The following is a 25,307-nucleotide window of genomic DNA, read 5'->3' as shown; positions in this document are numbered from 1 at the left end:
CAATGCGGGAGTATCCAGTAACCGCGTTACCGGTTGCCTGCCTCTACAGGTAACCCCACTTCGAGGATACGAGGAGGAGTCATGGCTCTCGCCGAGCTGGGCCCCGTCGTCCTGGACTGTCCCGACCCGGGCGCGCTGGCCGCCTTCTACGCCGAGGTGCTGGGCGGCACCGTCGAGGGCGAAGGAGACTGGGTGGACCTGAAGGTGCCCGGCGGACAGTCGCTGGCCTTCCAGGCCGCCACCGGGTTCGTCGCACCGGACTGGCCCGCGCCCGACCGCTCGCAGCAGTTCCATCTGGACCTGACCGTCGAGGACCTGGACGTGGCCGAGGCGGGAGTGCTGGCGCTCGGCGCGAAGCCGCTGGACGCCGCCGACCGCTCGCGCACCTGGCGTGTGTACGCCGACCCGGCCGGGCACCCGTTCTGTCTCTGCGCCTGCTGACCCGGGAGGACCCCATGTCCGTGGCCCGTTTCCGCTCCGTCGTCCTCGACTGCCCCGACCCACTCGCGCTCGCCGGATTCTACGCCGCGGTCGGCGGCGGCACCCCGCACGCCGAGGACGACGACTGGGTCGTGCTCCAGGTACCGGACGGCCCCCGGCTCGCGTTCCAGCGGGCCGAGGGCCTCACCCCGCCCGAGTGGCCGCGCGCCGACCGCAACTCCCAGCAGTTCCACGTCGACTTCGACGCCGGGTCGACCTGGCAGGAGATGGACGCGGCGCACGAGAAGGTGCTGGCGCTCGGGGCCCGGCCGCTGGATCTGGAGGACCGGGAGAAGAAGGACTTCCTGGTGTACGCCGACCCGGCCGGGCACCCCTTCTGCCTCTGCCGGATCGACCGGCCGTAGGCTCCGCGGCCCCGCGGTCCCGCGCCGGGTCAGCCGTCGAGGTCCGCGATCCTCGCGGCCGACGGCTCCCGGCGCTGCTGCGCCGCACGGGCCGTGAAGTCGGCGCTGCGCAGCACGCGCTGGACGTTGCCCCAGGTCAGCAGCGCGATGTCGGACTCCGGCCAGCCGCGGTGCAGCAGCTCGGCGATGAGGTGCGGATAGCGCGAGGGCTCGCCGAGGTCCTGGGGGTGCGCGGTACCGGCGTCGTACGTGCCGGACAGGCCGACGCACTCCGCTCCCGCCACCTCCCGCACATGGTCGAGGTGATCGGCCACGGCCCGGACCGAGGGGCCCGTCTGCTCGGGCGTGAGCGGCACCATGCACAGGCCCTTGGCGGCGCCCAGCCCGGCCAGCAGGTCGTCGGGAAGGTTGGCGGGGTGGGGGCGCAGCGCACGGGCGGCGGAGCGGGTGAACAGCACGGGCGCCCGGGAGACCCGCAGCACACGCCGGACGGTGTTCGCGGAGGCGCCGGAGAGATCGGCGAGGACACCGAGCCGGTTCATCTCGCGCACCACCTCCTCACCGAACCGGGTGAGTCCGGTCTCGCCCGCCCAGGACACCCCGGACAGCGTGAGGACGCGCAGGCCGAGCGTGTGCAGGGCACGCAGGATGCCCAGGGAGTCGCCGACGGCGGCGGCTCCGGCCGGTCCGAGCAGCACGGCGATCCGGCCGCACAGGCGGGCATCGGTGGCCTGCCCGGCGGTGCACACCAGGCGCAGGCCCTCGGGGTGGTTCCGTACGACGGTGTTCACCAGGTCGAGCTGGTCCAGCGTCGCGCCGACGGCCCTGTCCCCGACGATGCCCTCGGGCAGGTGCAGCGACCAGAACAGCGCGCCGACATGGCCTTGGCGCAGCCGCGGCACGTCCGTGTCGACCGAGCTCTCGCCGAGCTCCAGGTCGTACCAGGGCAGGCGCCTGAGGGCCCACGGCAGTCCGCTGTAGCCGTCGGCGACGGGGTGCGCGGCGAGGATGACGCGGGCCCGCTCCAGATCCGCGGTGTCCGGCTCGGGGACGGACGCCTGGGAGCCGTCGTCCTCGAAGGGGTCCGACAGTGCGTCGGGTCCGCCGGTGCCGTGCAGTTCGTCCTGAAGATCTGCCATGGCGCGCTCCGTACGTGGTGTTCGTCCCGCAAGGGGGTACGGCCACCGTCGCACGGGAGCGCGCCGGGCTTCCTGATGAGCGGAGCCGTTCGGGCGTACGGCGCCCGCTCAGCCGTCCAGGGACTCGATGGTCGCGTTCGACGGCGACCGGGTCGCCCTCAGGTCGCGGGCCACGTCCTCGGCCGCGCCCAGCACCCGCACCGAGTTCTGCCAGGTCACCTTGGCCAGGTCGGACGTCGACCAGCCGCGCTCCAGCAGCTCGGCGATCAGGTTCGGGTAGCCGGAGACGTCGTTGAGACCGTCCGGAGTGAAGGCCGTGCCGTCGTAGTCGCCGCCGATGCCGAGGTGGTCGACGCCGGCGACCTCGCGCATGTGGTCCAGGTGGTCGGCGACCGTGGAGACCGTGGCGACCGGGCGCGGGGTGCGCTCCTCGAAGGCGCGGTGGAGCTTCATCGCCTCCTCGCTGGTGTCCAGGTGGTGGAAGCCGTGGGCGCGCAGGTTCTCGTCGGCCGCGGCCGTCCAGTCCACGGCGGCCTGGAGCACGAACTTCGGCACGAAGGTCACCATCGCGACGCCGCCGTTGCCGGGCAGGCGCTCCAGGACGTCGTCCGGGATGTTGCGCGGGTGGTCGCACACCGCCAGGGAGGAGGAGTGCGAGAAGATCACCGGCGCGGACGAGGCGTCCAGCGCGTCGCGCATCGTCGTCGCCGCCACGTGCGAGAGGTCGACGAGCATGCCGAGGCGGTTCATCTCCCGCACGACCTCACGGCCGAACGCGGACAGGCCGCCGACGTTCGGCTCATCGGTCGCCGAGTCCGCCCAGGGGTTGTTGTCGTTGTGCGTGAGCGTCATGTAGCGGACGCCCAGCTCGTACAGACCGCGCAGCGTGCCGAGCGAGCAGCCGATGGAGTGGCCGCCCTCGGCGCCCATGAGAGACGCGATACGGCCGTCCCGCCTGGCCTCCTCCATGTCCGCGGCCGTCAGCGCGGGCGCCAGGTCCGCCGGATAGCGCGCCAGCAACTGCCGTACGCAGTCGATCTGTTCGAGCGTCGCGGGCACCGCGTCCGGCAGGTCGGAGCGGACGTACACCGACCAGTACTGCGCGCCGACGCCGCCTTCGCGCAGGCGCGGGATGTCGGTGTGCAGATGGGCGTTCTGAGCCACGGCGATGTCCCGGGCGTCGAGGTCGTAACCGACCTTGCGCAGCGCCCAGGGCAGATCGTTGTGACCGTCGACGACCGGGAACTCGCGCAGCAGGTCCCGGGCTTCGTCCAGGGAGGTCATCCGCGTCACTTCCCGAAGCCGAAGCCGTTGTTGCCCTCGACCTTGGTGCGCAGGCGCTTGCCCTTCTCGGTGGCCTGGTCGTTCAGCTCCTGCTGGAACTCCCGCATCCGGCCGAGCAGATCCTCGTCGTGGGCGGCGAGGATGCGGGCCGCGAGCAGACCGGCGTTGCGGGCACCGGCGACTGAGACGGTCGCGACGGGCACACCGGCCGGCATCTGCACGATCGACAGCAGGGAGTCCATACCGTCCAGGTACTTCAGTGGCACCGGGACGCCGACGACCGGCAGCGGGGTCACGGAGGCGAGCATGCCCGGCAGATGGGCGGCACCCCCGGCGCCCGCGATGATCACCTTGAGTCCCCGCTCGGCGGCCTGCTCGCCGTAGGAGATCATCTCGCGCGGCATGCGGTGCGCGGAGACGACGTCGACCTCGTATTCGATCTCGAACTCGTCGAGGGCCTGGGCGGCCGCCTCCATGACGGGCCAGTCGGAGTCCGACCCCATGACGATGCCTACAACGGGGCTCATTCGGTGATCGTGCCTCTCAGGTAGCCGGCTGCGTGCCGTGCGCGCTCGAGGACGTCGTCCAGGTCCTCGCCGTAGGTGATGACGTGGCCCACCTTGCGGCCGGGCTTCACGTCCTTGCCGTACATGTGGATCTTCAGCTGGGGGTCGCGGGCCATGCAGTGCAGGTACGCGGAGTACATGTCCGGGTAGTCACCGCCGAGGACGTTGACCATGACGGTCCAGCGGGCGCGCGGGCGCGGGTCGCCGAGCGGGAGGTCGAGGACCGCGCGCACATGGTTGGCGAACTGGCTGGTGATCGCGCCGTCCTGGCTCCAGTGGCCGGAGTTGTGCGGGCGCATCGCCAGCTCGTTGACGAGGATGCGGCCGTCGCGGGTCTGGAACAGCTCGACGGCGAGGTGGCCGACGACGTCCAGTTCCTTGGCGATGGACAGGGCCATCCGCTCGGCCTTCAGCGCCAGGGCCTCGTCGAGGTCGGGGGCGGGGGCGATGACCGTGTCGCAGACGCCGTTCACCTGCTGGGACTCCACGACCGGGTAGGCGACGGCCTGGCCGTGCGGGGACCGTACGACGTTCGCCGCCAGCTCCCGTACGTAGTCGACCTTCTCCTCGGCGAGGACCGGGACGCCGGCGCGGAACGGGTCCGCGGCCTCCTCGGCGGAGTCGACGACCCAAACGCCCTTGCCGTCGTAGCCGCCGCGGACCGTCTTCAGGACGACGGGGAAGCCGTCGCCCTCGGCCGCGAACGCGGCGACGTCGTCCGGGTCGCTCACGATCCGGTGCCGGGGGCAGGGAATGCCCAGGGAGTCGAGCTTGGCGCGCATCACCCCCTTGTCCTGGGCGTGCACGAGCGCGTCCGGGCCGGGGCGCACGGGGATGCCGTCCGCCTCCAGAGCACGCAGATGCTCGGTGGGTACGTGTTCGTGATCGAAGGTGATCACGTCGCAGCCCTTCGCGAACTCGCGCAGCGTGTCGAGATCGCGGTAGTCGCCGACGACGACATCACCGACGACCTGCGCCGCGGAATCCTGCGGGGTGTCACTGAGGAGCTTGAACCTGATGCCGAGCGGGATGCCTGCCTCGTGTGTCATACGAGCGAGCTGGCCTCCGCCGACCATGCCGACTACCGGGAACGTCACACACCTAGGGTATCGGCCGCGCCGGCGCGACCTGTTTCCGGCCGTTTTCCGGCGCTCTTACCCGGCTCTTCCCGGACGTTTCCCCCTCTTCCCCCCTTCTTCCCAACCTGTTTCCGACCTGTGAGCGCATCCACAGGAGTTTATGAAGGGCGATGGTTAGCATGGCTGGGTTGACGAAATCGACCACACACCTATCGAACGGGGGCCTTCGGACCATGGGACAGGGTTCCTCAGGGCTGCGAAGGCTCGCACACGAGATCGCCAAATTCGGTGCGGTGGGCGCGCTCGGCACAGTCGTGAACTTCGGCGTCTCCAATCTGCTGTGGCATCTGACCAGCCTGCAGGCGGTGCGCGCCAACGTGATCGCCACGGTCGTCGCGATCTGCGTCAACTATCTGGGCTTCCGCTACTTCACCTACCGCGACCGCGACAAGGGCGCACGGACCAAGGAACTCACGCTGTTCCTGGCCTTCAGCGTGGTCGGCCTGGTGATCGAGAACGGCGTCCTGTACGCCGCGATCTACGGCTTCGGCTGGGACAGCTCGCTGCAGCGCAACATCTTCAAGGTCGTCGGCATCGGCCTCGGCACGCTGTTCCGCTTCTGGTCCTACCGCACCTGGGTGTTCCGGACCCTGCCGGCCCGCGAGGCCGTCGCCGACGCGGAGTCCTTCCTGGAGGAAGCCGACCCCGCCCCGGCCCCCACCCCCGACCTCAACCACCCGAAGCCGAAGCAACGGGTCAGCTGAGAGCCACGCGATCGCCTGCGGCGGGTCGGCTTGAACGGCTTGAAGGGCCGCCCGCGGCGGGCCGGCTTGCACGGATGCCCACAGCGGATCGGCCGATCCGGTCAGCCGCGGCAGCCGGCAGCCGCGCCCCAGCTCAGCCGTCGCACGCAGCGGGTCGGCGAGCCACCACACGCCGCGCGTCAGCCCAGCCACCGCACACAGCCGGTCGGCGAGTCGCGTCTCAGTCCAGTCGCCGTCCACGGCGGGGGGCACGAGCGGCGGGTCGGCCTGAGCGCAGCGGCTTCGCACCCGGAGCGCCTCAGCCGACCGTCCGCGACCCGTACCTCGGTCGGCCGTCCGCGACCCGTATCTCGGTCGACCGCCGCTACCTGACCGTCGGCTCCGGGTCCGACGTCGGTCGTTTCAGGGGTGGGGTGCGGGAGAGGAACAGGCCGAAGACCGGGGGCTGGGTCTGGAGCATTTCCAGGCGGCCGCCGTCCGCCTCCGCTAGGTCGCGTGCCACGGCCAGGCCGATCCCCGTCGAGTTGCGCCCGCTGATCGTGCGCTCGAAGATCCGGGCGCCCAGATCCGCCGGGACGCCGGGGCCCTCGTCGGTGACCTCGACGACCGCCTGGTTGCCGGTGACGCGGGTGCGCAGCGCCACCGTGCCGCCGCCGTGCATCAGGGAGTTCTCGATCAGCGCGGCGAGCACCTGGGCGACGGCGCCCGGCGTGCCGACCGCCTGCAGATGCCGCTTGCCCGAGCTGACGATCGCCCGGCCCGCACTGCGGTACGCGGGGCGCCACTCGGCGAGCTGCTGCTGGATGACCTCGTCGAGGTCGAAGGAGACGGCGTTGCCGGTGCGCGGGTCGCGGGAGTTGGTGAGCAGCCGCTCCACCACGTCCGTCAGCCGCTCCACCTGCGTGAGCGCGACATTGGCCTCCTCCTTCACCGTCTCCGGGTCGTGGGTGAGGGTGATCTCCTCCAGCCGCATCGACAGCGCGGTCAGCGGCGTACGCAACTGGTGGGAGGCGTCCGCCGCCAGCCGCCGCTCGGCGGTGAGCATACGGGCGATGCGCTCGGCGGAGCCGTCCAGCACGTCCGCCACCCGGTCCAGCTCCGGGACGCCGTAGCGCTTGTGCCGCGGGCGCGGGTCGCCGGAGCCGAGTCGTTCGGCGGTCTCGGCGAGGTCGGTGAGCGGGGAGGCGAGCCGGTTGGCCTGGCGGATCGCCAGCAGCACGGCGGCCACGACGGCGAGCAGCGCGACCAGGGCGATGATCAGCAGCGTACGGCCGACCTCACGGCTGACGGTCGAGCGCGGCTCCTCGACGACGACCCGCTCGCCCTCCTCCCCCGTGGCCCGGCCGCGGATCACCTCGCCCCGGGGCTGGGAGCCGACCTCGATGGGCGCCTGCCCGGGGATCTCGACGACGGCGTAGCGGTCGCCGGTGACCTGGCTCTTCAGGACGTCCGCGCTGACGGTCCCCGCCCCGATGAGACGGCTGTCCACGATGCTGGCCAGGCGCTGCGCCTCGGAACTGACCCGCTCCTGGGCGCTGTTGCTGATCGTCCGTGTCTCGACGATGACGAGGGACACGCCGAAGACGGCGATCACGACGAGGACCACGGCGAGCGTGGACTGGATCAGGCGGCGGCGCATGTCCTCTGTACCTGGGTCGGCCTACGGGTGGGGGCTCAGCTCTTCTCGAACCGGAAGCCCACGCCACGCACGGTGGCGATGTACCGGGGGTTCGCCGCGTCGTCGCCGAGCTTCTTGCGCAGCCAGGAGATGTGCATGTCGAGCGTCTTCGTCGACGACCACCAGGTGGTGTCCCAGACCTCGCGCATCAGCTGGTCGCGGGTGACGACCCGGCCCGCGTCCCGCACGAGAACCCGCAGCAGGTCGAACTCCTTGGCGGTGAGCTGGAGTTCCTCCTCGCCCATCCACGCCCGGTGCGACTCCACGTCGATCCGCACGCCGTGCGTCGCGGGCGGCTGCGCCGGCTCCGCCGCACCGCGCCGCAGCAGGGCCCGGACGCGGGCCAGCAGTTCGGCGAGGCGGAAGGGCTTGGTGACGTAGTCGTCGGCGCCGGCGTCGAGGCCGACGACGGTGTCCACCTCGTCGGCGCGCGCGGTCAGGATGAGGATCGGCACGGTGTGGCCCTCGGCACGCAGCCGGCGGGCCACCTCCAGACCGTCCATGCCGGGGAGCCCGAGGTCCAGCACGACCAGGTCGACGCCGCCCTGCATTCCGGCGTCGAGCGCGGTGGGTCCGTCCTCGCGCACCTCGACCTCGTAACCTTCCCGGCGCAGTGCGCGGGCCAGCGGCTCCGAGATGGACGCGTCGTCCTCGGCGAGCAGTACACGGGTCATGAGGTGATGGTAGTCCGCTCTTGACATGTGCTGTGGTGTGATCGGCGCTGGTGATTCTTACCTTTGGTCGCACAGGGGCGAACCTGTGTCTTAGCGGTGGGATCCTCGTAGAGACCTTGGAAAAGGCGCGTACGGTTCCTTGATCGCCTGTGATCCGCGTCTCAAGTCCTTCCATATCCGGCAGTGTCCTGCCGTATGGTGAATCCACGCCTGTAGCACTGCGGGGACCTTTGGCGACCAATTCACGCCGAAGGTCTCTTTTGTGTGCGGTAGACCCCCACCAGCAAGGAACAACCATGGCGTCCAGCTTGACGAAGGACTCGGTACGCCCGGGCACCCCCGGCTCCGAGAAGACCTTCTTCGGCCACCCCCGCGGTCTGGCCACACTCTTCATGACCGAGATGTGGGAGCGATTCTCCTACTACGGCATGAAGGCACTGCTCCCGCTGTACCTGGTGGCACCGGGCGGCCTGCACCTGAACGCGGCGGCAGCGACAGCGATCTACTCGGTGTACCTCTCGCTCGTGTACCTGCTCGCCCTCCCGGGCGGCTGGTTCGCCGACCGCGTCCTCGGACCCCGTAAGACCGTGGCGGTCGCCGGCGCGATCATCATGCTTGGCCACCTCACCCTGGCGCTGCCGAACTCCGGCACCTTCTACGCGGGCCTCGGCCTCGTCGCCATCGGTTCCGGTCTGCTGAAGGCCAACATCTCCACGATGGTCGGCCACCTCTACGACGGCCCGGACGACCCACGCCGCGACGGTGGCTTCACGCTGTTCTACATCGGCATCAACGTGGGCGCCTTCGCCGCGCCGCTGGTGATCGGCACCGTCGGTGAGAACGTCAACTGGCACCTCGGCTTCGCGCTCGCCGCGCTCGGCATGGCGCTCGGTCTGGCCCAGTTCCTGCTCGGCACCCGCCACCTGGACGCGCGCTCGGACATCGTCCCGACGCCGCTCACGGACGCGGAGAAGAAGGCCACGCTGACGAAGGCCGCCCTGTGGGCGGGCGTCGCGGCCGTCTTCTACGTCATCGTCGGCGTCTCCGGCGTCTACACGCTGAACTGGCTGCTGGTGCCGATCACCATCGCCGGTCTGCTCATCCCGGTCGTCGTGATCGCCCGCATCAAGCGGGACAAGGAACTGAACCGCGCCGAGCAGTCGAAGATGTCGGCGTACATCTGGTTCTTCGTCGCCGCCGCCGTGTTCTGGATGATCTACGACCAGGGCGGCTCGACCGTGTCGCTGTTCGCCGAGTCCTCGGCGAAGAACACGGTCTTCGGCTGGGAGTTCCCGGTCTCCTGGTACCAGTCCGTCAACCCGGTCATGATCATGGCGTTCGCGCCGGTCTTCGCCTGGGCGTGGCTGGCGCTGGCCCGCCGTGGCAAGGAGCCGAGCACCGCGGTGAAGTTCACCGGGGGTCTGGTCCTGATCGGCGCGTCCTTCTTCCTCTTCCTCGCCCCGCTCTCGATCGCCGACGGCGGTCACAAGGCGGCCGCGATGTGGCTGGTCGGCATCTACTTCGTCCAGACCGTCGGTGAGCTGATGCTCTCGCCGGTCGGCCTGTCGGTCACCACGAAGATGGCGCCCGCGAAGTACGCCTCCCAGATGATGGGTGTCTGGTTCCTGGCCGTCACCGCCGGTGACGCCACGACCGGTCTGCTCTCCATCGCCGGCGTCGACCTCAACAAGACGGGCATCGTGGCCCTGCAGGCCGTGCTCGCGGTGTTCGCCGGCGTGGCCGTGTGGATGTACCGCAAGCGGGTCAGGGAGCTCATGGGCGACGTCCACTGACGTGGTCCTGGCAGGCGAGAGGGTCACCGCACGTTTTTGTGCGGTGACCCTCTCGCCGTACCTGAGACTCCTCGCCGTACCTGAGACTCCTCGCCGTACCTGAGACTCCTCGCCGTACGTAAGACTCCCTGCCGTACGTGAGACTCAGCGTGTCCGGCGCTTCGGCATGAAGGTGAAGACCGCTCCGCCCAGCAGGACCGCCGTGCCGGCGACCAGGCCCAGTGCCTTCAGGGCGCCGTGGTCGTCGGAGCCCGTTTCCGCGAGGCCACCGCTCGACGACGAGGACGACGTGCCGCCCGAGGTCGACGAGCCGCCCGAGGCGCCGCTCGCCTGGGCCGAGGTGTCCAGCGTCAGGGAGACCGCCGTCCTGTCCGGCTTGCACGTGGTGGTCGTGCCCAAGGCGTTGATGGTGAGGACGCCCGGCGAGAGCGTCGACCTGCCGTCGGCGCCCGGTTTGTAGGTGCCGGTGAGTTCGGGGATCTCGATCGGCTCGCCCGACTTGATGTCCTTGGCGTTCGTCGGGCCCTCGACGTGCACGGTGCCCTTGTCCGCGCCGCCGAGCACGACCTCCATCGACGGCTTCACCGAGCCCTTGGGGATGTCGGCCGGGCTGTCCATCACCGACTTCTTGAACTGCACGGTGAGACCGAAACTCCCGCCGCTCTTCTTGGCGTTGATCTGGATGGGCGAGGTCGCCTTCTTCTCACCGATCGGCGACTGGCAGGTGTAGGGGATGTCCACCTCCTTGCCCGTGAAGTCGCTCTGGTCGCTGCCTGTGCCGTCACCGGCGGACGCCGACGGGTCCGAGGTGCCGGAGGCCGAGGCCGAGGGAGACGTCGACTGCGAGGCCGAGTCCGTGGGGTCCGGCGTCGTGCTCGACGAGCCTCCGTCGCCCGGCGTCACCTCGATCGTCGCCGCCTTCTGCACCGTCTGGGTCGGCGTGCACTTCGTGTCCGTCGACATGGCGTTGACGGTGTACGCGTCCGGGGTCAGTGTCACCTCGCCCGGCGTCGTCAGCTTCAGGGTGCCCTTCATGTCGGACAGCACCATGGCCGCGCCCTTGGGGATCGCCGGGTTCTCACGCGCCCCCTGCATCGCGATGTCCGCGGCCTGCGCACCGGCCGCCTTGAGCGTCCCGGACGGCTGGACCGAGTTCGCGGGCAGGTCGATGATGTCCGGGTTCTTCGACGCGGCCTGCGCGAACTTCCATACGACCGTCACCGTGTCGCCCACCTTCGCCGTGGCCGGTGCGGTGACCTCCACCTTCGTGGTGCCGTCGACGGGGTCGATGCCCGCGGGCGGGACGCAGTGCGTCGTGAACGACACCTCCGCGGCCTGCGCGGATCCGGCGGCCAGACCCAGCAGGGCCCCGGCGCCGACGAGCACCAGCGCGACACCCGCCGCACCCGCCCTCCCCGTGCCGGCCGGTGTGACTCTCCTTCGCTTTCTCACGTGGGTCCCTTCGTGGTGGGAGTCGTTGGACTCGTCGGGCTGTCGTCGTGCGGTGCGGAGAGCCGACCGGCCGTGCCCGGATCGGAGTCCGGGGTGAACCACGGCAGGGTCGAGTTCGAGGGGGGCTCCTGAGCCTCCCTGGGGCTGAACTTCGGCATGCGCAGGGTGAGTTCGGGCATCCGCAGACCGCGGTGCCTGAGGCCGCCCGCGCGCCGCGGCCGGACCCGGTCCACGACCGCCATCCCGGCGCGGAACACCGCAGCCGGCACGACCAGGCAGACCAGGATCCAGAACAGGGTCACGCCCCAGGGCCGGCCCACGCCCCAGGGCTGCTCGGCGAGCACCTTCCCGGTGTACTTGAGCGAGACGTCGTAGTCGCCGTGCGCGCCCGCCGTCAGCTCGACGGGCAGCTTGATCTGCGCCTTCTTGCCGGGCTGGATGGTGCCGCGCCACTGCTGGTCCTCCCACTGCGGGGCGAACACGCCGTGGGAGGTGCCGACCTGGAAGACGGGGTTCCTGACTGCGGTGGTGCCGACGTTGCCGACGGTGAAGACCAGCGTGCGCGAGGGCGGCGCGCCGAACCAGGTGAGCAGCCCGCTCGAACCGTCGAGCCGGGTGTCCGTCAGGACCGACAGACGCCCGCCCAGGGTGTCGGCGGGCAGCGGTTCGACCGCGTGCCCGGCCACCTGGAAGATCGCGTCGGCGTCGGACCTGGCGCCGGTGACGGTGGCCACGTGCACCACGCACGGGCACGGCACCGGCGGTTCGGAGACCGGCAGCTTCTTGCTGAAGGAGCCCTTGGCGTCGGTGGTGACGGCCCTGCCGTCCGCGTTGGCACAGGAGTTGGTGCCGCCGATCACGCCCCGCGCGGGCACCGACTGCCCGCAGATCAGCATCATCAGCAGCGCGTGCGGCCGCCATCCTGTGCCGCTGACGGTGATCGAACCACCGGTCCCCGCCTGGGACTTGGAGAGCTTCACTCCGGGCCCGTCCGCCGTCGCCGGACCCGCCGTCACAGCCAGCAGGAGCAGCGCGAGCACGGCCGCCGTCCACACCTTGCGGTTCACGTCGCCGCTCCCGTCAACTCGACTTCCGTACGCGGGGATTCGGGCGCCTCACCGTCGGCCGTACGGCGCCTGCGACGTCGTAGGAGAAGCAGCGTGGTCCCGGCGGTCGCCGCGGCCGCGGTTCCGGTCACCGCGGCCCAGGGCACGAACCGTGCCGACGCTCCGGCCGCGTCGTGCGCGCCGCCCGGTGCCGTGACGGTCAGGCGTACGTCGACCGCGTCCAGGGCGGGACGGCCGGACCAGGGTTCGGTGAGGCGCACACGGCGGCCGGGCGCGAGGTGCACCGGCAGGGTGCGCGGGGCGCGGTCCAGGACCGGTCCGAACAGACCGTCCGCGTGCACGGCCAGACGCGGTACGAGGGTGGTCGTACCGCGGTTGACCAGCTCGTAGGAGATGCCGTCTCCGTGCACCGCGACGTGCTCGACGGTCAGCGCGGACAGGGCCGGTCCGCCCACCCGCAGGCGGACCGGGACCGTGGCCGTCCGGCCGTCGCTGCCGCGGGCGACGATCGAGCCGGTGCGGTCCTCGCGCGCGCCGACCGTGAACGGGACGTCGGCGCGGGTGCGGGCCGGTACCCGCACCCGGCTCTCGGCGAAGGTGACGTCGACGCCGCTGCCGCTCAGCCGTACCGTGACCCCCCGGGCGCCGCGGTTGGTCACGGACACCGTGTCCCGCAGCACCGCGCCGGGCGCGCCCTCGGCGTAGAAGGACGGGCGCCCGCCGCCGGCCGGCGCGAGGGACCAGCCGTCGTCGGCCCGGGCCGGCGGGGCGGCGGCCAGCACCAGCAGCAGGGACACGAACAGGACACGGGCGGCAGGCGACATCCGGCGGCTCCAGCGGTCGTGGCAGTGGTCAGCGTTGGGCCTGCTGGTTCCTCCGCGTGATCCACAGCGCGCCCGCCGCGCCCACGAGGAGCACGGTGCCGCCGAGCGTGCCGAGCGCGATGGCGGAGTCGTCGGGGCCGGTCTGCGGGAGGGAGGAACCCGACTCGCTGCCGCTCTGGCTGGTGCCGCCGGAGGAGCCGCCGCTCGCCGCCGTCACGTCCAGCGTCAGTGCCGGACCGGGGCTGTTGGACGGCGTGCAGGTGGTGGTGGTGCCCAGCGCCTTGATGGTGAGCACGCCCGGCGTGAAGGTGACGCTGCCGGATTTCCGCGGCGTGTACGTACCCGTCAAGTCGTTGATCTTGATGGGGGTGTTGGCCGGGATGGCGGCCTGGTTGGCGGGCCCGGAGACGTTCACCGTGCCGCTGTCGGCGCCGCCGACCTTGATGACGGCGCTCGGGCTCATCGCGCCCTTGCCCAGCTCGACCGGGCTGGATGAGACGCCCTTCTGCCAGGACATGGTCAGCTTGTAGCCGCCGCCGCTCTTGACGCCTTTGATGTCGATGGGCGAGACGGCGCTCTTGTTCCCGATCGGTGTCTTGCACTGGTAGTTGACGTCGACGACCTTGGCCTCGGCTGCGGGGGCGGTGAGCAGCACCACCGAGCCGGCCAGGGCCGCGGCGGACGCGAACGCGGCGGTTCGTTTCCGGTACGACACGGTTCCGCTCCCTCTGCGAGTTCCTGACGGCACATCAGATTTGGCCGTCAAGGTACGCCCGGGGTCTTGAGGAGGGAAGAGACGGTGCGCGCCGGAGTTGTGGGGATCCGGCGCGCACGGGTGGTGTGCCGGGTGGAGAGGGTGACCCTCGGTAACTCAGGGGCGGGCCGGGGCCCGTGTGCGGGTGGTGCCCAGCACTTCGGGCAGTCCCCACCGCCGCAGCACCTCCGGCACCGCGACCTTGCCGTCGGCCCGCTGGTGCTGCTCCAGGATCGCGGGCAGCAGACGGCTGGTGGCGAGGCCCGAGGCGTTGAGCGTGTGCACGTACGCCGGTTTCCCGCCGTTCTGCGGGCGGTAGCGGACGCCGCCGCGGCGGGCCTGGTAGGCGCGGGCGTTCGAGACCGAGCTGACCTCGGCGTAGCCGCCGAGGCCGGGCAGCCAGACCTCCACGTCGTACGTCTTGGCCTGGGCGGGGCTGGTGTCCTCGGCCGCGAGCTGGGTGACCCGGTGGTGCAGGCCCAGCGCGGCGACCAACTCCTCGGCGCGGGCCAGCAGTTCGAGCTGGGCGGCCGCCGAGTCCTCGGGGCGCGTGTACTGGAACAGCTCGACCTTGTTGAACTGGTGGCCGCGCAGTGTGCCGCGCTCGGCGGTGCGGTAACCGCCGCTCTCCTTGCGGTAACAGGGCGTGTAGGCCACGTACTTGAGTGGCAGCTCACGCTCGTCGAGGGTCTCGCCGCGGTGCAGGCTCGCCAGCGCGGTCTCGGCCGTGGGCAGCAGGAAGTGGTCGTCCACATGGAAGACCTCGTCGGCGAACTTCGGGAACTGCCCTGCGGCGTAGCCCGCCTCGTGCGTCAGCAGATGCGGCGGCAGCACGAACTCGTAGCCCGCCGCACGGTGCGTGTCGAGGAAGTGGTTGAGCAGCGCCCACTCCAGGGCGGCGCCCTCGCCCCGGTAGATCCAGTAGCCGTTGCCCGCGAGCGCCGCGCCCCGCCTGTGGTCCACGAGCCCAAGGTCCTCGGTGAGTTGCACGTGGTCCTTGGGCGCGAAGCCGAAGGCGGGCGGCGCCCCCGCGGTCCGTACGACCTGGTTGTTCTCCTTGCCGCCCGCGACGACGTCGTCGTCCGGGAGGTTGGGCAGGCCGTCGAGGAAGTCCTGGTGCGGCCCGGCCAGCCTGCCGAGTGCGGCCTGGGCCCCAGCCAGCCGGCCGGCCAGATCTCTTGCCTCCGCCTGGAGTTCCCCGGCCGCCTCGCCCGCCCGCCGCCGCACGGCGATGTCGGCCGAGATGCGCCGCCGCTCGCCGCGCAGCCGCTCCACGGCCGCGCGGGCCTCGCGGAACTCGGCGTCCAGGGTGAGGAAGGCCGGGATGTCCACGTCGACGGCGCGCTTGCGCAGACCTTCGCGGACCTGGTCGGGATGGCGTCGGATGAGGGTGACGTCGAGCATCTCGCGCTCCGTCCGGTCGTCCGGAGCGGTACGCACCGCCCCGGGGCTGTTCCCTCGGGGCGTGGGCGAGAGGGTGCTCGCGGTGCCACCACGCCTTCACCGTCCTGCGTAGGCGATGCACGCCCGCGGGACGGTCTCGTTCTGGCCCGATGACGGGGGCCGGCCGGCGGGGCATTGCCTCCCCGCACTCGGGAGGGGATTGGCACCGGGACGCGAGGCCGCCGTCACAGCGGGGGCGGCTCTCTCGGCTCGCGTGGGTCCGGGCTACTTGTCTCCGTCAGCGCGTTGCGGACGAGAGTAGGCAGGCGCTCCCGGGCCGGCCAAGCGATTTACGCGGGCGCGCCCAGCTCCGCCCACACGGTCTTGCCCGCGACCCCCGGCGCCCGTACGACGCCCCAGTCCAGGCAGAGCCGCTGCACGATGAACATGCCGTGCCCGCCGGGGCGGCCCGCGCGGTGCGGGGTGCGCGGGGCCGGCTGGCCCGTCCCCTTGTCCGAGACCTCGAGGCGGATGACCTTGTTGTCGCAGGTGATCCACAGCTCGTCCGGGCCCTCGGCGTGCAGACAGGCGTTGGTGACCAGCTCGGAGACGACGAGCAGCACGTCCTCGGCGGCGGCCCGCCGGTCGGCCGTGGCGGCGGGCAGCCAGCCCCACGCGTACAGCGCCTGGCGGGTGAAGTCGCGGGCGAGCGGCACGACGCCGCTCTCGCCGTCGAAGCTCAGCCTGCGGACCTGGCCACCCCCGGGCGACCCGGGCGCGGCCGACGATGCGGACACGTCACCTTCGGACGCCACGGAAGCGCCGCTGGGCTCCGGGCCGCGGTCGCCCGGCGAGCAAGGCCGGGTGGTGCTCATCAGCGCTTCACCTCACCGATTCACCGTTCATGATTCAAGAGTCAGTACGTAGATCGACGGTGGACTCGTCGCTGCGCCACCGACTTGTTCAGAATGTCTCCTGCCCGACCGAACCGGCGGAACACCCCCTTGTTCGACACCGGGGGCGGGACGCCCGGAAAGTGCCGGTCATGCAGGAGCGGCCCGGCCGGAACACGGGCACGGGCCGCCGGAGGCTCAGCCGGCCGTGTCGGCCAGGGCCGCCTCGAGCGTGTCATGAACACTGAAGACCGCTTCCGCCCCGGTGATCTCGAAGACGCGCGCCACCACGGGCTGCATGCCCGCGAGGTGCACCCCGCCCCCTGCGGCCTCCGCCTTCAGGCGGGCGCCGAGCAGTACGTTGAGGCCCGTGGAGTCGCAGAACTCCAGCCGCGAGCAGTCCACGACGAGCCGGCTGAATCCCTTGGCGAGGCATTCCTCGAGTGGCTCACGCAACAGATCGGCGGTGTGGTGATCCAACTCACCCGCCGGAGTCACGACGGCACTGGGGCCTTCTTCCCTGACCTCCACCAGTAGCCGGCCAGACTGTGCGCTGCCGACCGTCCCACGGTCCATGCCGTCTTTCTCCCGACGTCGTGGCTGCTGACTCACGCCCTGGAACACTACGCCTTCCTCACACTCTCCGACACCCGAACATCCGCCCACAAACGGACATATCCCCACAGAACGCACTTGCGGCGGGTGGAGGAAAGCAGGTAGGGCTAGAGATACGTATTCGCCACGGCCGGCTTTGGAGGCGCCGCACACCGCAGTGCACGCACTGGCTTCGGCAGCCATATGCCGAGAACGATGGAGGACATCATGTCACCCCGGCTCGACGCATCGCACACCCAGGAGGCGACGTCGGCTTCCTCTCCGGAACATCTGGATCCCATTGAGGGCAGCGACGCAGACGCCCTTGCCGGGCTGGCCGGACTCCCGGAGATCCCTCCGTACGACGAAGTGGGACCCGTAGACGCCCGAGCGCTGTCCAAGACCCTCTTCGAGCGGCTGGAGTCCCTCGAGGAAGGCACGCACGAGTACTCGTACGTCCGCAACACGCTCGTCGAACTGAACCTCGCACTGGTCAAGTTCGCCGCCTCCCGCTTCCGCTCGCGCAGCGAGCCCATGGAGGACATCATCCAGGTCGGCACGATCGGTCTGATCAAGGCGATCGACCGCTTCGAGCTGGCCCGGGGTGTCGAGTTCCCCACGTTCGCGATGCCGACCATCGTCGGCGAGATCAAGCGCTTCTTCCGGGACACCTCGTGGTCCGTGCGCGTACCGCGCCGGCTCCAGGAGCTCCGGCTCGACCTGGCCAAGGCCGGTGACGAGCTGGCCCAGAAGCTGGACCGGGCCCCGACCGTGGCCGAGCTCGCCGAGCGCCTCGACCTGTCCAAGGACGAGGTCGTCGAGGGCATGGCGGCGTCGAACGCGTACACCGCCTCCTCGCTGGACGCCCAGCCGGAGGAGGACGACGCCGAGGGCGCGCTCGCGGACCGGATCGGGTACGAGGACCACGGCCTCGAGGGCATCGAGTACGTCGAGTCGCTGAAGCCGCTGATCGCCGAACTCCCGCCGCGGGACCGGAAGATCCTCTCCCTCCGCTTCGTCGCCGGCATGACCCAGTCGGAGATAGGGGACGAGCTCGGCATCTCGCAGATGCACGTCTCGCGGCTGCTGTCGCGGACGCTGGTGCGATTGCGCAAGGGCCTGACCGTCGAAGAGTGACGCCTGCCGTGTGACACGCCTCCGCCTGAGCGCGGTGCGCCCCGGGACCGCCGGGGCGCACCGCGCTCAGGCGTTTCTTGGGTTACCCACAGAAACCCTTTCCCCAGAGGTTCCCATCCCTCACTATGGGCCCCCATACCCGCCGGTAGGCCAGATGCCCGGCGGGCGGCAAGGGTGCAAGGAGGCGGGTGGATGGCTCGGGCCGACGGGACCGACAAGGGTGTCGAGACCGGTGGCGGCCGGGGGTCTGGGGGTATCCCCCGCAAAGAGGTGCATACGGACGCGTCCGACGCGCGGCTGACCGAACTGCTGCGCACCAGCACCCCCACCGTCTATCCGGCCCTGCAGGAGCTGCGCACCCGGCATCAGCCGGCGGTCCTCGACTACGCCCGGCTGTGCACGGCGAGCGAGGCCGCCGCCCGCCAACTGGCCGCGCAGGCCTTCACCCTGGCGGCCCGCCAGACCGCCCGCGGCACCGAGCCCCTGGTTCCGCTGCGGCTGCAACTCCTGCTGCTGACCGGGAAGGTGGCCGCGTCCTGGGCCGCCGACGAACGCGCCGCCGGCCTCGACCCCGGTCTGCTGCTCGTCCTGAGCACATCGGGCCCCGAGGGCCCCACGCCGCCCATGCTGACCGCCTTCCAGGCGCTCTCCTCCCGCGCGCAGGGCCTGGTCTGGTACGGCATCGTGGAGCGGGAGACACCGGAGCGCACGGCCGTCCTGCTGGGTCTGACCCCCGTGGACGTCGCCTACGAGACCGCCGCCGCGCTCCAGGCCATGAGGCAGGTCTGTCTGCGCTCCCGCCTCGCCGTCTCGCACGACCCGAGCTGCGGCAACTTCGGCCGGCTCATCGAGGAGTCGGTGCGGCCCGACTCGCCGCGCGACAGCGCCGACCTGCACGCCCACATGGCGCACTGCCCGCACTGCACGGCGGCCTACGAGGAGCTGTCGGCGCTGCGGGACGCCCCGCGCGCCGCACTGGCCGACGGGCTGCTGCCATGGGCCGGCACGTCGTACGCGACGAGCGACGCGCCGCGTCCCAACGCCCTTGCGGACGGGGCGAACTGGCCGCCCCTGAGGCGCTTCCTGCTGGTCGCGCTCGCCCTCGCCGTGGCGCTCACCCCGCTGCTCGTCTTCCTTCTCACGCGGGGCGGCGCACCGTCCGCGCCGCCCCAGCAGGCGGTGGGCGCGGTGCACACACCGACGGGCGCGCCGCAGGTCACGGTCACGGCGACGGTGTCGCCCACGCCGTCGCCCTCGCCGTCACGGACCCGCAAGTCCCCGTCCCCGACGCACAGTTCCGGCGCCAGGCCGCCTTCGAAGTCCCCCCGCCCCTCGCCCTCCCCCACGCACGCCCCGGACGGCACCTCCGCCCAGGTCGTGAACGTCGCCACCGGCTTCTGCCTGGACATCCGCGACGGCGACCTGGAGAACGGCACCGACGTGGTGACGACTCCCTGTTCCGGCTCCCGCACCCAGCGCTGGCGCGTCGACGCCTCGCGCGGGGTGGTGCAGTCCGCGGCCGACTCCGGCTTCTGCCTCGACAGCCGCGGCGACGTCGACCGGGGCGTGGGCATCTGGGACTGCGACTCGGCCCACGGCGACCACGGCGAGAACCTGCGCTTCACCGTCGACGACGACGGCGTCATCCGGCCCGCGATCGCCATCGAGACCGCGGTGACGCCCTACGACGGCGACGGGGTGGCGCTGCGGCCGCTGACCGGCGGCGCCGCGCAGCGGTGGCGGGCGGGGGCCCGCTGAGGCCGGGGGCCCACCGGGTCAGACCACCTGCACGCCCCGCCGCCACACGCCGCTGACCAGCGGCACGCCGGGCCGGTAGGCGAGGTGCACATGGCTCGGGGCGTCGAGGACGATCAGGTCCGCGTGGGCGCCGAGGTTCAGCCGGCCGACGTCGCCGCGGCGCAGGGCCCGGGCGCCGCCCGCGGTGGCCGCCCAGACGGCCTCGTCGGGGGTCATGCCCATGTCCCGTACGGCGAGCGCGACGCAGAAGGGGACGGACGAGGTGAAGGACGAGCCGGGGTTGCAGTCGGTGGACAGGGCGACCGTGGCGCCGGCGTCGAGCAGACGGCGGGCGTCCGGCCACTCGGCGCGGGTGGAGAACTCGGCGCCGGGCAGCAGGGTGGCGACCGTTTGGCCGCTCGCGAGGGCGTCCACGTCCGCGTCGGTGAGGTGGGTGCAGTGGTCGGCGCTGGCGGCGTCCAGCTCGACGGCCAGCTGCACTCCGGGGCCGTAGGAGAGCTGGTTGGCGTGGATGCGCGGGTGCAGGCCCCTGGCCTTGCCCGCGGTGAGGATCGCCCGGGCCTGGTCGCCGTCGAAGGCGCCCTTCTCGCAGAACACGTCGATCCAGCGGGCGTGCGGCGCACAGGCGTCGAGCATCTCGCCGGTGACCAGGGCGACGTACGCGGCCGGGTCGCCGGCGAAGTCGGGCGACACGATGTGGGCGCCGAGGTAGGTGACCTCGTCGGTGTGCGCGGAGGCGATGCGCAGGGCGCGGGCCTCGTCCTCGACGGTGAGTCCGTAGCCGGACTTGGTCTCGAAGGTGGTCGTGCCCTGGCGCAGCGCCTCGGCGAGGTAGCGGGTGAGGTTGGCCGCCAGCTCCTCGTCGCTCGCGGCGCGGGTGGCGGCGACGGTCGTGCGGATGCCGCCCGCGGTGTACGACCGCCCGGACATACGGGCGTTGAACTCCTGCGTGCGGTCGCCCGCGAAGACGAGGTGCGAGTGGGAGTCGACGAAGCCCGGCAGGACCGCCCGGCCACCGGCGTCGAACCGATTGTCGGTGGCGGGTGCTTTGCTTGATTCACCGGTCCACGCGATGCGGTCGCCGTCGACGACGACGGCCGCGTCCTGGATCAGGCCGAGGGGGGAGCCGTCACCGAGGGAGGGGTCGTTGGTGACCAGCGTGGCGATGTTGGTGATGACGGTGCTGCTCATCGTCGTGTCCTCGTGGGTGTCGGGGGTCGGGGCGGCGGTCAGCCGCGCAGGGCATCGACGGCCTGCGCCAGCGCCTGCGGCACGTCCGGCACGAGCGCGTGGACTCCGTCGCGTACGACGTGCCGTCCGGCCACGACCGTGTGCCGCACGTCCGCCGCGGACGCGGCGAATACGGCGGTCTCGGCGCCGAGTCTGGGCAGCGGTCCCGCGGTCCTGACGGAGTCGAGCGCGATCGTCGTCAGGTCGGCGAGGGCACCGGCCTCGATCGCGCCCGCCTCGTCCCAGCCGAGGGCGGCGTGGCCGTCTGCGGTCGCGGCGCGCAGCAGGGCGGCCGCGGTCCAGTGGCCCCGGCTGCGGGTGCGCAGACGCTCGTTGAGCTCCATCGCGCGTGCCTCTTCCAGCAGGTCGATGACGGCGTGGCTGTCGGAGCCGAGGGAGAGCGCCGAGCCTGCCTTCTGCAGGGCGACGGCGGGGCCGATCCCGTCGGCCAGGTCGCGCTCGGTGGTCGGGCACATGCAGGTGCCGGTGCCGGAGCCGCCGACGAGCGCGATGTCCTCGTCCGTCAGATGGGTGTTGTGCACACCGGTGGTGCGCGGCCCGAGCACGCCGTGGTCGGCGAGCAGCCGGGTCGGCGTGCAGCCGTAGGCCGCCTGGCAGGCGTCGTTCTCGGCGGTCTGCTCGGACAGGTGCACATGGAGCGGGGCGCGCCGCTCCTCCGCCCAGCGCGCCACGGTCGCCAACTGCCCGGCGGGCACGGCCCGTACGGAGTGGACGGCCGCCCCGATCCGCGCGTGATCCTGTTCCTTGAGAACTGAACAGCGTTCGGCCCAGGCCTCCGCGCTGCCGTCGGAGAAGCGGAGCTGGTGGACGTTGGGAGCCTCGCCGAAGCCGGAGGAGAGGTAGGCGGTGTCGAGGAGGGTGATGCGGATGCCGGCGTCGGCGGCGGCCGCGATCAGTGCCTCGCCCATCGCGTTGGGGTCGCTGTAGGGGGTGCCGCCGGGTGCGTGGTGCAGGTAGTGGAACTCACCGACGGCGGTGACCCCCGCCAGCGCCATCTCCGCGTACACGGCGCGGGCGAGGGCGTGGTAGCTCTCGGGGGTCAGCTGGTCGGCGAACGAGTACATGACCTCGCGCCAGGTCCAGAAGGTGCCGGAGCCGACCTGGACGGTGGAGCGCAGGGCGCGGTGGAAGGCGTGCGAGTGGGCGTTCGCCAGCCCCGGCAGCGTCAGTCCGCGCAGGATCTCGGCGCCGGGGGGCGGGGTGGGCACGTCCGTGCGGACGGCCGCGATCCGGCCGTCCGCCACCTCGACGGCGACCCCCTGCTCGACGTATGTGTCGAGCCAGGCGTGCTCCAGCCAGTACGTCCGCGTGTGCGTCACCTGCAGGCCAGTCCTTCCAGTACGTCGGCGAGTGCGAGCACCCCGGCCACGCAGTCGTCCTCGGCCGCGAACTCGGCCGGGGAGTGCGAGACGCCCGTGGGGTTGCGCACGAACAGCATGGCGGTCGGGATGCTCCCGGAGAGGATTCCGGCGTCGTGTCCGGCACCGGTACCCAGGACGGGGACGGAGATGTCGGTGTCCTTGCCCAGAATGCGGGCCAGCTCCTCGCGCAGGGCGTGGTCGAACTCCACGACGGGCGTGAAGGACTCCCGGACGACGTCCAGGTCGATGCCGTGCGCGGCGGCGTACTCGCGGGCCGCCCGCTCGACGCCGCCGACGACGGTGTCGAGCGTGCCCTGGTCGGCCGCGCGGGAGTCGAGCCAGCCGCGGACCAGGGAGGGGATGGCGTTGACGCCGTTCGGCTCGACGGCGATCTTGCCGAAGGTCGCGACGGCACCGGCGAGTTCGGCCTCGCGCCGGGCGGCGAGGACGGTCTCGGCGTACGACAGCATGGGGTCGCGCCGGTCCACCAGCCGGGTCGTGCCGGCGTGGTTGGCCGCACCCCGGAAGTCGAAGCGCCAGCGCCCGTGCGGCCAGATGGCACTGGCGATGCCGACCCGGTCGCCGGACAGGTCCAGCGCCCTGCCCTGCTCGACGTGCAGCTCGACGAAGGCGCCGATACGGGCGAGCCGCTCGGGGTCGGCGCCGATGGCGTCGGGGTCGTACCCGGCGGACTCCATGGCCCGGGGCAGGCTGATGCCGTCACCGTCGGTCAGCCGGTGCGCGTTCTCCACGGTGAGCTGCCCGGCGGTGAGCCGGGACCCCACACAGGCGAGCCCGAACCGGGCGCCCTCCTCGTCCCCGAAGTTGACGATGGCGAGGGGCCTCGCGAACTGGACGCCCCTGCCCCGGAGTTCGTCGAGCGCGGCGAAGGAGGACACCACGCCGAGGGGCCCGTCGAAGGCACCCCCGTCGGGCACGGAGTCCAGATGCGACCCGGTGACGACGGCGTCCCCGGCACCGGGATCCCCGAGCCAGGCCCACTGGTTCCCGTTCCGGTCGACCTCGTACGTGAGCCCGCGTCCCTCGGCCTGCTCCTTGAACCAGGCCCGGCACTCCGAGTCGGCCCCGCTCCAGGCGAAGCGCCGGTAGCCCTGGGAGTCGGGGTGCCGCCCGACCGGCAGCAGCTCGCGCCACATCGAGTGGAAGGAACTGCTGCCTGGACGGGCAGTCGCCACAGGCTGCGTCACGCGTCGTCACCCTCGCGCATGGGAACCCGCACGCCCCGCTCGCCGGCGACCTCGTCCGCGATGTCGTACCCCGCGTCCACGTGCCGGATGACACCCATCCCGGGGTCGTTCGTCAGCACGCGCCGGATCTTCTCGCCGCCCAGCTTCGTGCCGTCGGCCACGGTCACCTGCCCGGCGTGGATGGACCGCCCCATGCCCACGCCACCACCGTGGTGGATGGACACCCAGGACGCCCCGGAGGCGACGTTGACCATGGCGTTCAGCAGCGGCCAGTCGGCGATCGCGTCGGACCCGTCGAGCATGGCCTCGGTCTCGCGGTAGGGGGACGCGACGGACCCGCAGTCGAGGTGGTCGCGCCCGATGGCGAGCGGCGCCGCCAGCTCACCGGAGGCCACCATGTCGTTGAAGCGCTCGCCGGCCTTGTCCCGCTCGCCGTAGCCGAGCCAGCAGATACGCGCGGGCAGGCCCTGGAAGTGGACCCGCTCGCCCGCCATCTTGATCCAGCGGGCGAGGGACTCGTTCTCGGGGAACAGGTCCAGGAGCGCCTTGTCCGTCTTGGCGATGTCGGACGCCTCACCCGACAGCGCGGCCCAGCGGAAGGGGCCCTTGCCCTCGCAGAACAGCGGCCGGATGTAGGCGGGAACGAAGCCGGGGAAGGCGAACGCACGGTCGTAGCCCGCGAGTTGGGCCTCGCCACGGATCGAGTTGCCGTAGTCGAAGACCTCCGCGCCGGCGTCCATGAAGCCGACCATCGCCTCGACGTGCTTCGCCATGGACTCGCGGGCCCGGGTGGTGAAGCCGGCCGGGTCCTTGGCCGCGGCGTCCGCCATGTCGTCGAAGTCGACGCCGAGCGGCAGGTAGGCCAGCGGGTCGTGGGCGGACGTCTGGTCGGTGACGATGTCGATGGGCGCACCCTCGGCGAGCATGCGCGGCAGCAGCTCGGCGGCGTTGCCCAGCAGGCCGATGGAGAGCGGGCGGCGGGCGTCCCGGGCCTCGACCGCGAGCTGGAGGGCGTGCTCCAGGCTGTCGGCCCTCACGTCCAGGTACCGGTGCTCGATGCGGCGCTCGATCGCGCGCGGGTCGCAGTCGATACAGAGGGCGACGCCGTCGTTCATGGTGACGGCGAGCGGCTGGGCGCCGCCCATGCCGCCGAGGCCGGCGGTCAGGGTGATCGTGCCCGCGAGGGTGCCGTTGAACTTCTTCGCGGCAACCGCGGCGAAGGTCTCGTAGGTGCCCTGGAGGATGCCCTGGGTTCCGATGTAGATCCAGGAACCGGCGGTCATCTGGCCGTACATGGTCAGGCCGAGGGCCTCCAGGCGGCGGAACTCCTCCCAGTTGGCCCAGTCGCCGACGAGGTTGGAGTTGGCGATCAGGACACGCGGGGCCCACTCGTGGGTCTGCATGACGCCGACCGGGCGGCCGGACTGGACGAGCATCGTCTCGTCCTGCTTGAGGGTCCGCAGCGTGCGCACCATCGCGTCGAAGGAGCGCCAGTCGCGGGCCGCCTTGCCCGTGCCGCCGTAGACGACGAGCTTGTCGGGGTGCTCGGCGACCTCCGGGTCGAGGTTGTTCTGCAGCATCCTCAGGGCGGCTTCCTGCTGCCATCCCAGGGCGCTCAGTTCCGTACCGCGCGGCGCTCGTACGGGGCGGGGTCCTGACATGGTCTGCCTCCTAGCGGATTGTTGCTGCCGTTATTCACATCTTGGCTTCCTGAATAGAACTAGTCAATACATCCGTGAGCCAGCGTCGGCGAGCTGCGGATGTTTGGCTGGATGCACTGGATACGTCGGCGCACGCACCGAA

At 71.6% G+C, this 25,307-nt stretch carries 23 protein-coding genes; 6 read left to right on the top strand and 17 right to left on the bottom strand.

The annotated features are described in order from the left end of the window. The first annotated feature begins 81 nt into the window (after positions 1-81). Both ACGFYN_RS27925 and ACGFYN_RS27920 read left to right on the top strand, forming a co-directional pair. Positions 82-441, top strand: coding sequence for a VOC family protein (locus ACGFYN_RS27925; RefSeq protein ID WP_393868620.1), 360 nt, complete (start codon positions 82-84; stop codon positions 439-441). Positions 442-455: 14 nt separating this feature from the next. After that, positions 456-845: a VOC family protein gene (locus ACGFYN_RS27920; protein WP_393868619.1), complete on the top strand. Its 390-nt coding sequence runs from the start codon at positions 456-458 to the stop codon at positions 843-845. 29 nt (positions 846-874) lie between these two features. On the opposite strand, the gene ACGFYN_RS27915 is transcribed toward ACGFYN_RS27920, so the two are convergent. The 4 genes from ACGFYN_RS27915 to ACGFYN_RS27900 all read right to left on the bottom strand — a co-directional run bounded on the left by ACGFYN_RS27915 (position 875) and on the right by ACGFYN_RS27900 (position 4,931). Further along, positions 875-1,984: a dipeptidase gene (locus ACGFYN_RS27915; protein WP_393868618.1), complete on the bottom strand. Its 1,110-nt coding sequence runs from the start codon at positions 1,982-1,984 to the stop codon at positions 875-877. A 108-nt stretch (positions 1,985-2,092) separates the two neighbouring features. Then, positions 2,093-3,268, bottom strand: a complete 1,176-nt coding sequence (locus ACGFYN_RS27910; RefSeq protein ID WP_393868617.1) for a dipeptidase — start codon at positions 3,266-3,268, stop codon at positions 2,093-2,095. A 5-nt stretch (positions 3,269-3,273) separates the two neighbouring features. After that, positions 3,274-3,771: a 5-(carboxyamino)imidazole ribonucleotide mutase gene (gene purE, locus ACGFYN_RS27905; RefSeq protein ID WP_393868663.1), complete on the bottom strand. Its 498-nt coding sequence runs from the start codon at positions 3,769-3,771 to the stop codon at positions 3,274-3,276. A gap of 20 nt (positions 3,772-3,791) precedes the next feature. After that, positions 3,792-4,931 carry a 5-(carboxyamino)imidazole ribonucleotide synthase gene (locus ACGFYN_RS27900; protein ID WP_393868616.1) on the bottom strand — a complete coding sequence of 380 codons (1,140 nt, stop codon included), beginning with the start codon at positions 4,929-4,931 and terminating at the stop codon, positions 3,792-3,794. 215 nt (positions 4,932-5,146) lie between these two features. Here ACGFYN_RS27900 and ACGFYN_RS27895 point away from each other — a divergent pair, with 215 nt between their 5' ends. Beyond that, positions 5,147-5,677 carry a GtrA family protein gene (locus ACGFYN_RS27895; RefSeq protein ID WP_393868615.1) on the top strand — a complete coding sequence of 177 codons (531 nt, stop codon included), beginning with the start codon at positions 5,147-5,149 and terminating at the stop codon, positions 5,675-5,677. A 364-nt stretch (positions 5,678-6,041) separates the two neighbouring features. Here ACGFYN_RS27895 and ACGFYN_RS27890 read toward each other — a convergent pair whose 3' ends face one another. Next, positions 6,042-7,316 (bottom strand): ATP-binding protein, encoded by a 1,275-nt coding sequence (locus ACGFYN_RS27890; RefSeq protein WP_393868614.1) that lies wholly within the window; start codon positions 7,314-7,316, stop codon positions 6,042-6,044. A 35-nt stretch (positions 7,317-7,351) separates the two neighbouring features. Continuing rightward, entirely contained in the window at positions 7,352-8,029 is a 678-nt protein-coding gene (locus tag ACGFYN_RS27885; RefSeq protein ID WP_384267095.1) for a response regulator transcription factor, read from the bottom strand. A 296-nt stretch (positions 8,030-8,325) separates the two neighbouring features. On the opposite strand from ACGFYN_RS27885, the gene ACGFYN_RS27880 reads away from it, so the two are divergent. Continuing rightward, entirely contained in the window at positions 8,326-9,822 is a 1,497-nt protein-coding gene (locus ACGFYN_RS27880) for an oligopeptide:H+ symporter (RefSeq protein WP_393868613.1), read from the top strand. 144 nt (positions 9,823-9,966) lie between these two features. Here ACGFYN_RS27880 and ACGFYN_RS27875 read toward each other — a convergent pair whose 3' ends face one another. From ACGFYN_RS27875 to ACGFYN_RS27845, 7 genes are all read right to left on the bottom strand, one after another. Continuing rightward, positions 9,967-11,208, bottom strand: coding sequence for a hypothetical protein (locus ACGFYN_RS27875; RefSeq protein ID WP_393868662.1), 1,242 nt, complete (start codon positions 11,206-11,208; stop codon positions 9,967-9,969). Between the two features lie 62 nt (positions 11,209-11,270). Further along, a complete protein-coding gene (locus ACGFYN_RS27870) occupies positions 11,271-12,341 on the bottom strand; it encodes a hypothetical protein (protein WP_393868612.1) in 1,071 nt (356 codons plus the stop codon). After that, entirely contained in the window at positions 12,338-13,165 is an 828-nt protein-coding gene (locus ACGFYN_RS27865) for a hypothetical protein (RefSeq protein ID WP_393868611.1), read from the bottom strand. The genes ACGFYN_RS27870 and ACGFYN_RS27865 overlap by 4 nt, the downstream gene beginning before the upstream one ends. Before the next feature lie 28 nt (positions 13,166-13,193). Further along, positions 13,194-13,880, bottom strand: coding sequence for an LPXTG cell wall anchor domain-containing protein (locus ACGFYN_RS27860; RefSeq protein ID WP_393868610.1), 687 nt, complete (start codon positions 13,878-13,880; stop codon positions 13,194-13,196). 156 nt (positions 13,881-14,036) lie between these two features. Further along, positions 14,037-15,359, bottom strand: coding sequence for a serine--tRNA ligase (gene serS, locus ACGFYN_RS27855; protein WP_393868609.1), 1,323 nt, complete (start codon positions 15,357-15,359; stop codon positions 14,037-14,039). A 293-nt stretch (positions 15,360-15,652) separates the two neighbouring features. After that, positions 15,653-16,177, bottom strand: a complete 525-nt coding sequence (locus ACGFYN_RS27850; protein ID WP_393868608.1) for an ATP-binding protein — start codon at positions 16,175-16,177, stop codon at positions 15,653-15,655. Positions 16,178-16,393: 216 nt separating this feature from the next. Continuing rightward, positions 16,394-16,771: an STAS domain-containing protein gene (locus ACGFYN_RS27845; RefSeq protein WP_384263904.1), complete on the bottom strand. Its 378-nt coding sequence runs from the start codon at positions 16,769-16,771 to the stop codon at positions 16,394-16,396. Between the two features lie 234 nt (positions 16,772-17,005). Here ACGFYN_RS27845 and ACGFYN_RS27840 point away from each other — a divergent pair, with 234 nt between their 5' ends. Both ACGFYN_RS27840 and ACGFYN_RS27835 read left to right on the top strand, forming a co-directional pair. Next, on the top strand, positions 17,006-17,926 hold the full coding sequence (locus ACGFYN_RS27840; protein ID WP_393868607.1) for an RNA polymerase sigma factor SigF: 921 nt from the start codon (positions 17,006-17,008) through the stop codon (positions 17,924-17,926). A 192-nt stretch (positions 17,927-18,118) separates the two neighbouring features. Next, positions 18,119-19,684, top strand: a complete 1,566-nt coding sequence (locus ACGFYN_RS27835; RefSeq protein ID WP_393868606.1) for an RICIN domain-containing protein — start codon at positions 18,119-18,121, stop codon at positions 19,682-19,684. Positions 19,685-19,702: 18 nt separating this feature from the next. Here ACGFYN_RS27835 and hutI read toward each other — a convergent pair whose 3' ends face one another. The 4 genes from hutI to hutU are packed head-to-tail and all read right to left on the bottom strand — an operon-like array spanning position 19,703 to position 25,165. After that, positions 19,703-20,875 (bottom strand): imidazolonepropionase, encoded by a 1,173-nt coding sequence (gene hutI / locus ACGFYN_RS27830; protein WP_393868605.1) that lies wholly within the window; start codon positions 20,873-20,875, stop codon positions 19,703-19,705. Between the two features lie 38 nt (positions 20,876-20,913). After that, positions 20,914-22,254, bottom strand: coding sequence for a formimidoylglutamate deiminase (locus ACGFYN_RS27825; RefSeq protein ID WP_393868604.1), 1,341 nt, complete (start codon positions 22,252-22,254; stop codon positions 20,914-20,916). Continuing rightward, entirely contained in the window at positions 22,251-23,504 is a 1,254-nt protein-coding gene (locus ACGFYN_RS27820; protein ID WP_393868603.1) for an allantoate amidohydrolase, read from the bottom strand. The genes ACGFYN_RS27825 and ACGFYN_RS27820 overlap by 4 nt, the downstream gene beginning before the upstream one ends. After that, on the bottom strand, positions 23,501-25,165 hold the full coding sequence (hutU, locus tag ACGFYN_RS27815) for a urocanate hydratase (protein WP_393868602.1): 1,665 nt from the start codon (positions 25,163-25,165) through the stop codon (positions 23,501-23,503). Before hutU ends, ACGFYN_RS27820 begins: the two co-directional genes overlap by 4 nt. Between the last annotated feature and the right edge of the window lie 142 nt (positions 25,166-25,307).

Origin of the sequence: Streptomyces sp. NPDC048419 (assembly GCF_043200415.1) — a bacterium.
Lineage (GTDB): Bacteria > Actinomycetota > Actinomycetes > Streptomycetales > Streptomycetaceae > Streptomyces.
This window is presented reverse-complemented; position numbering and strand designations above follow the sequence as displayed.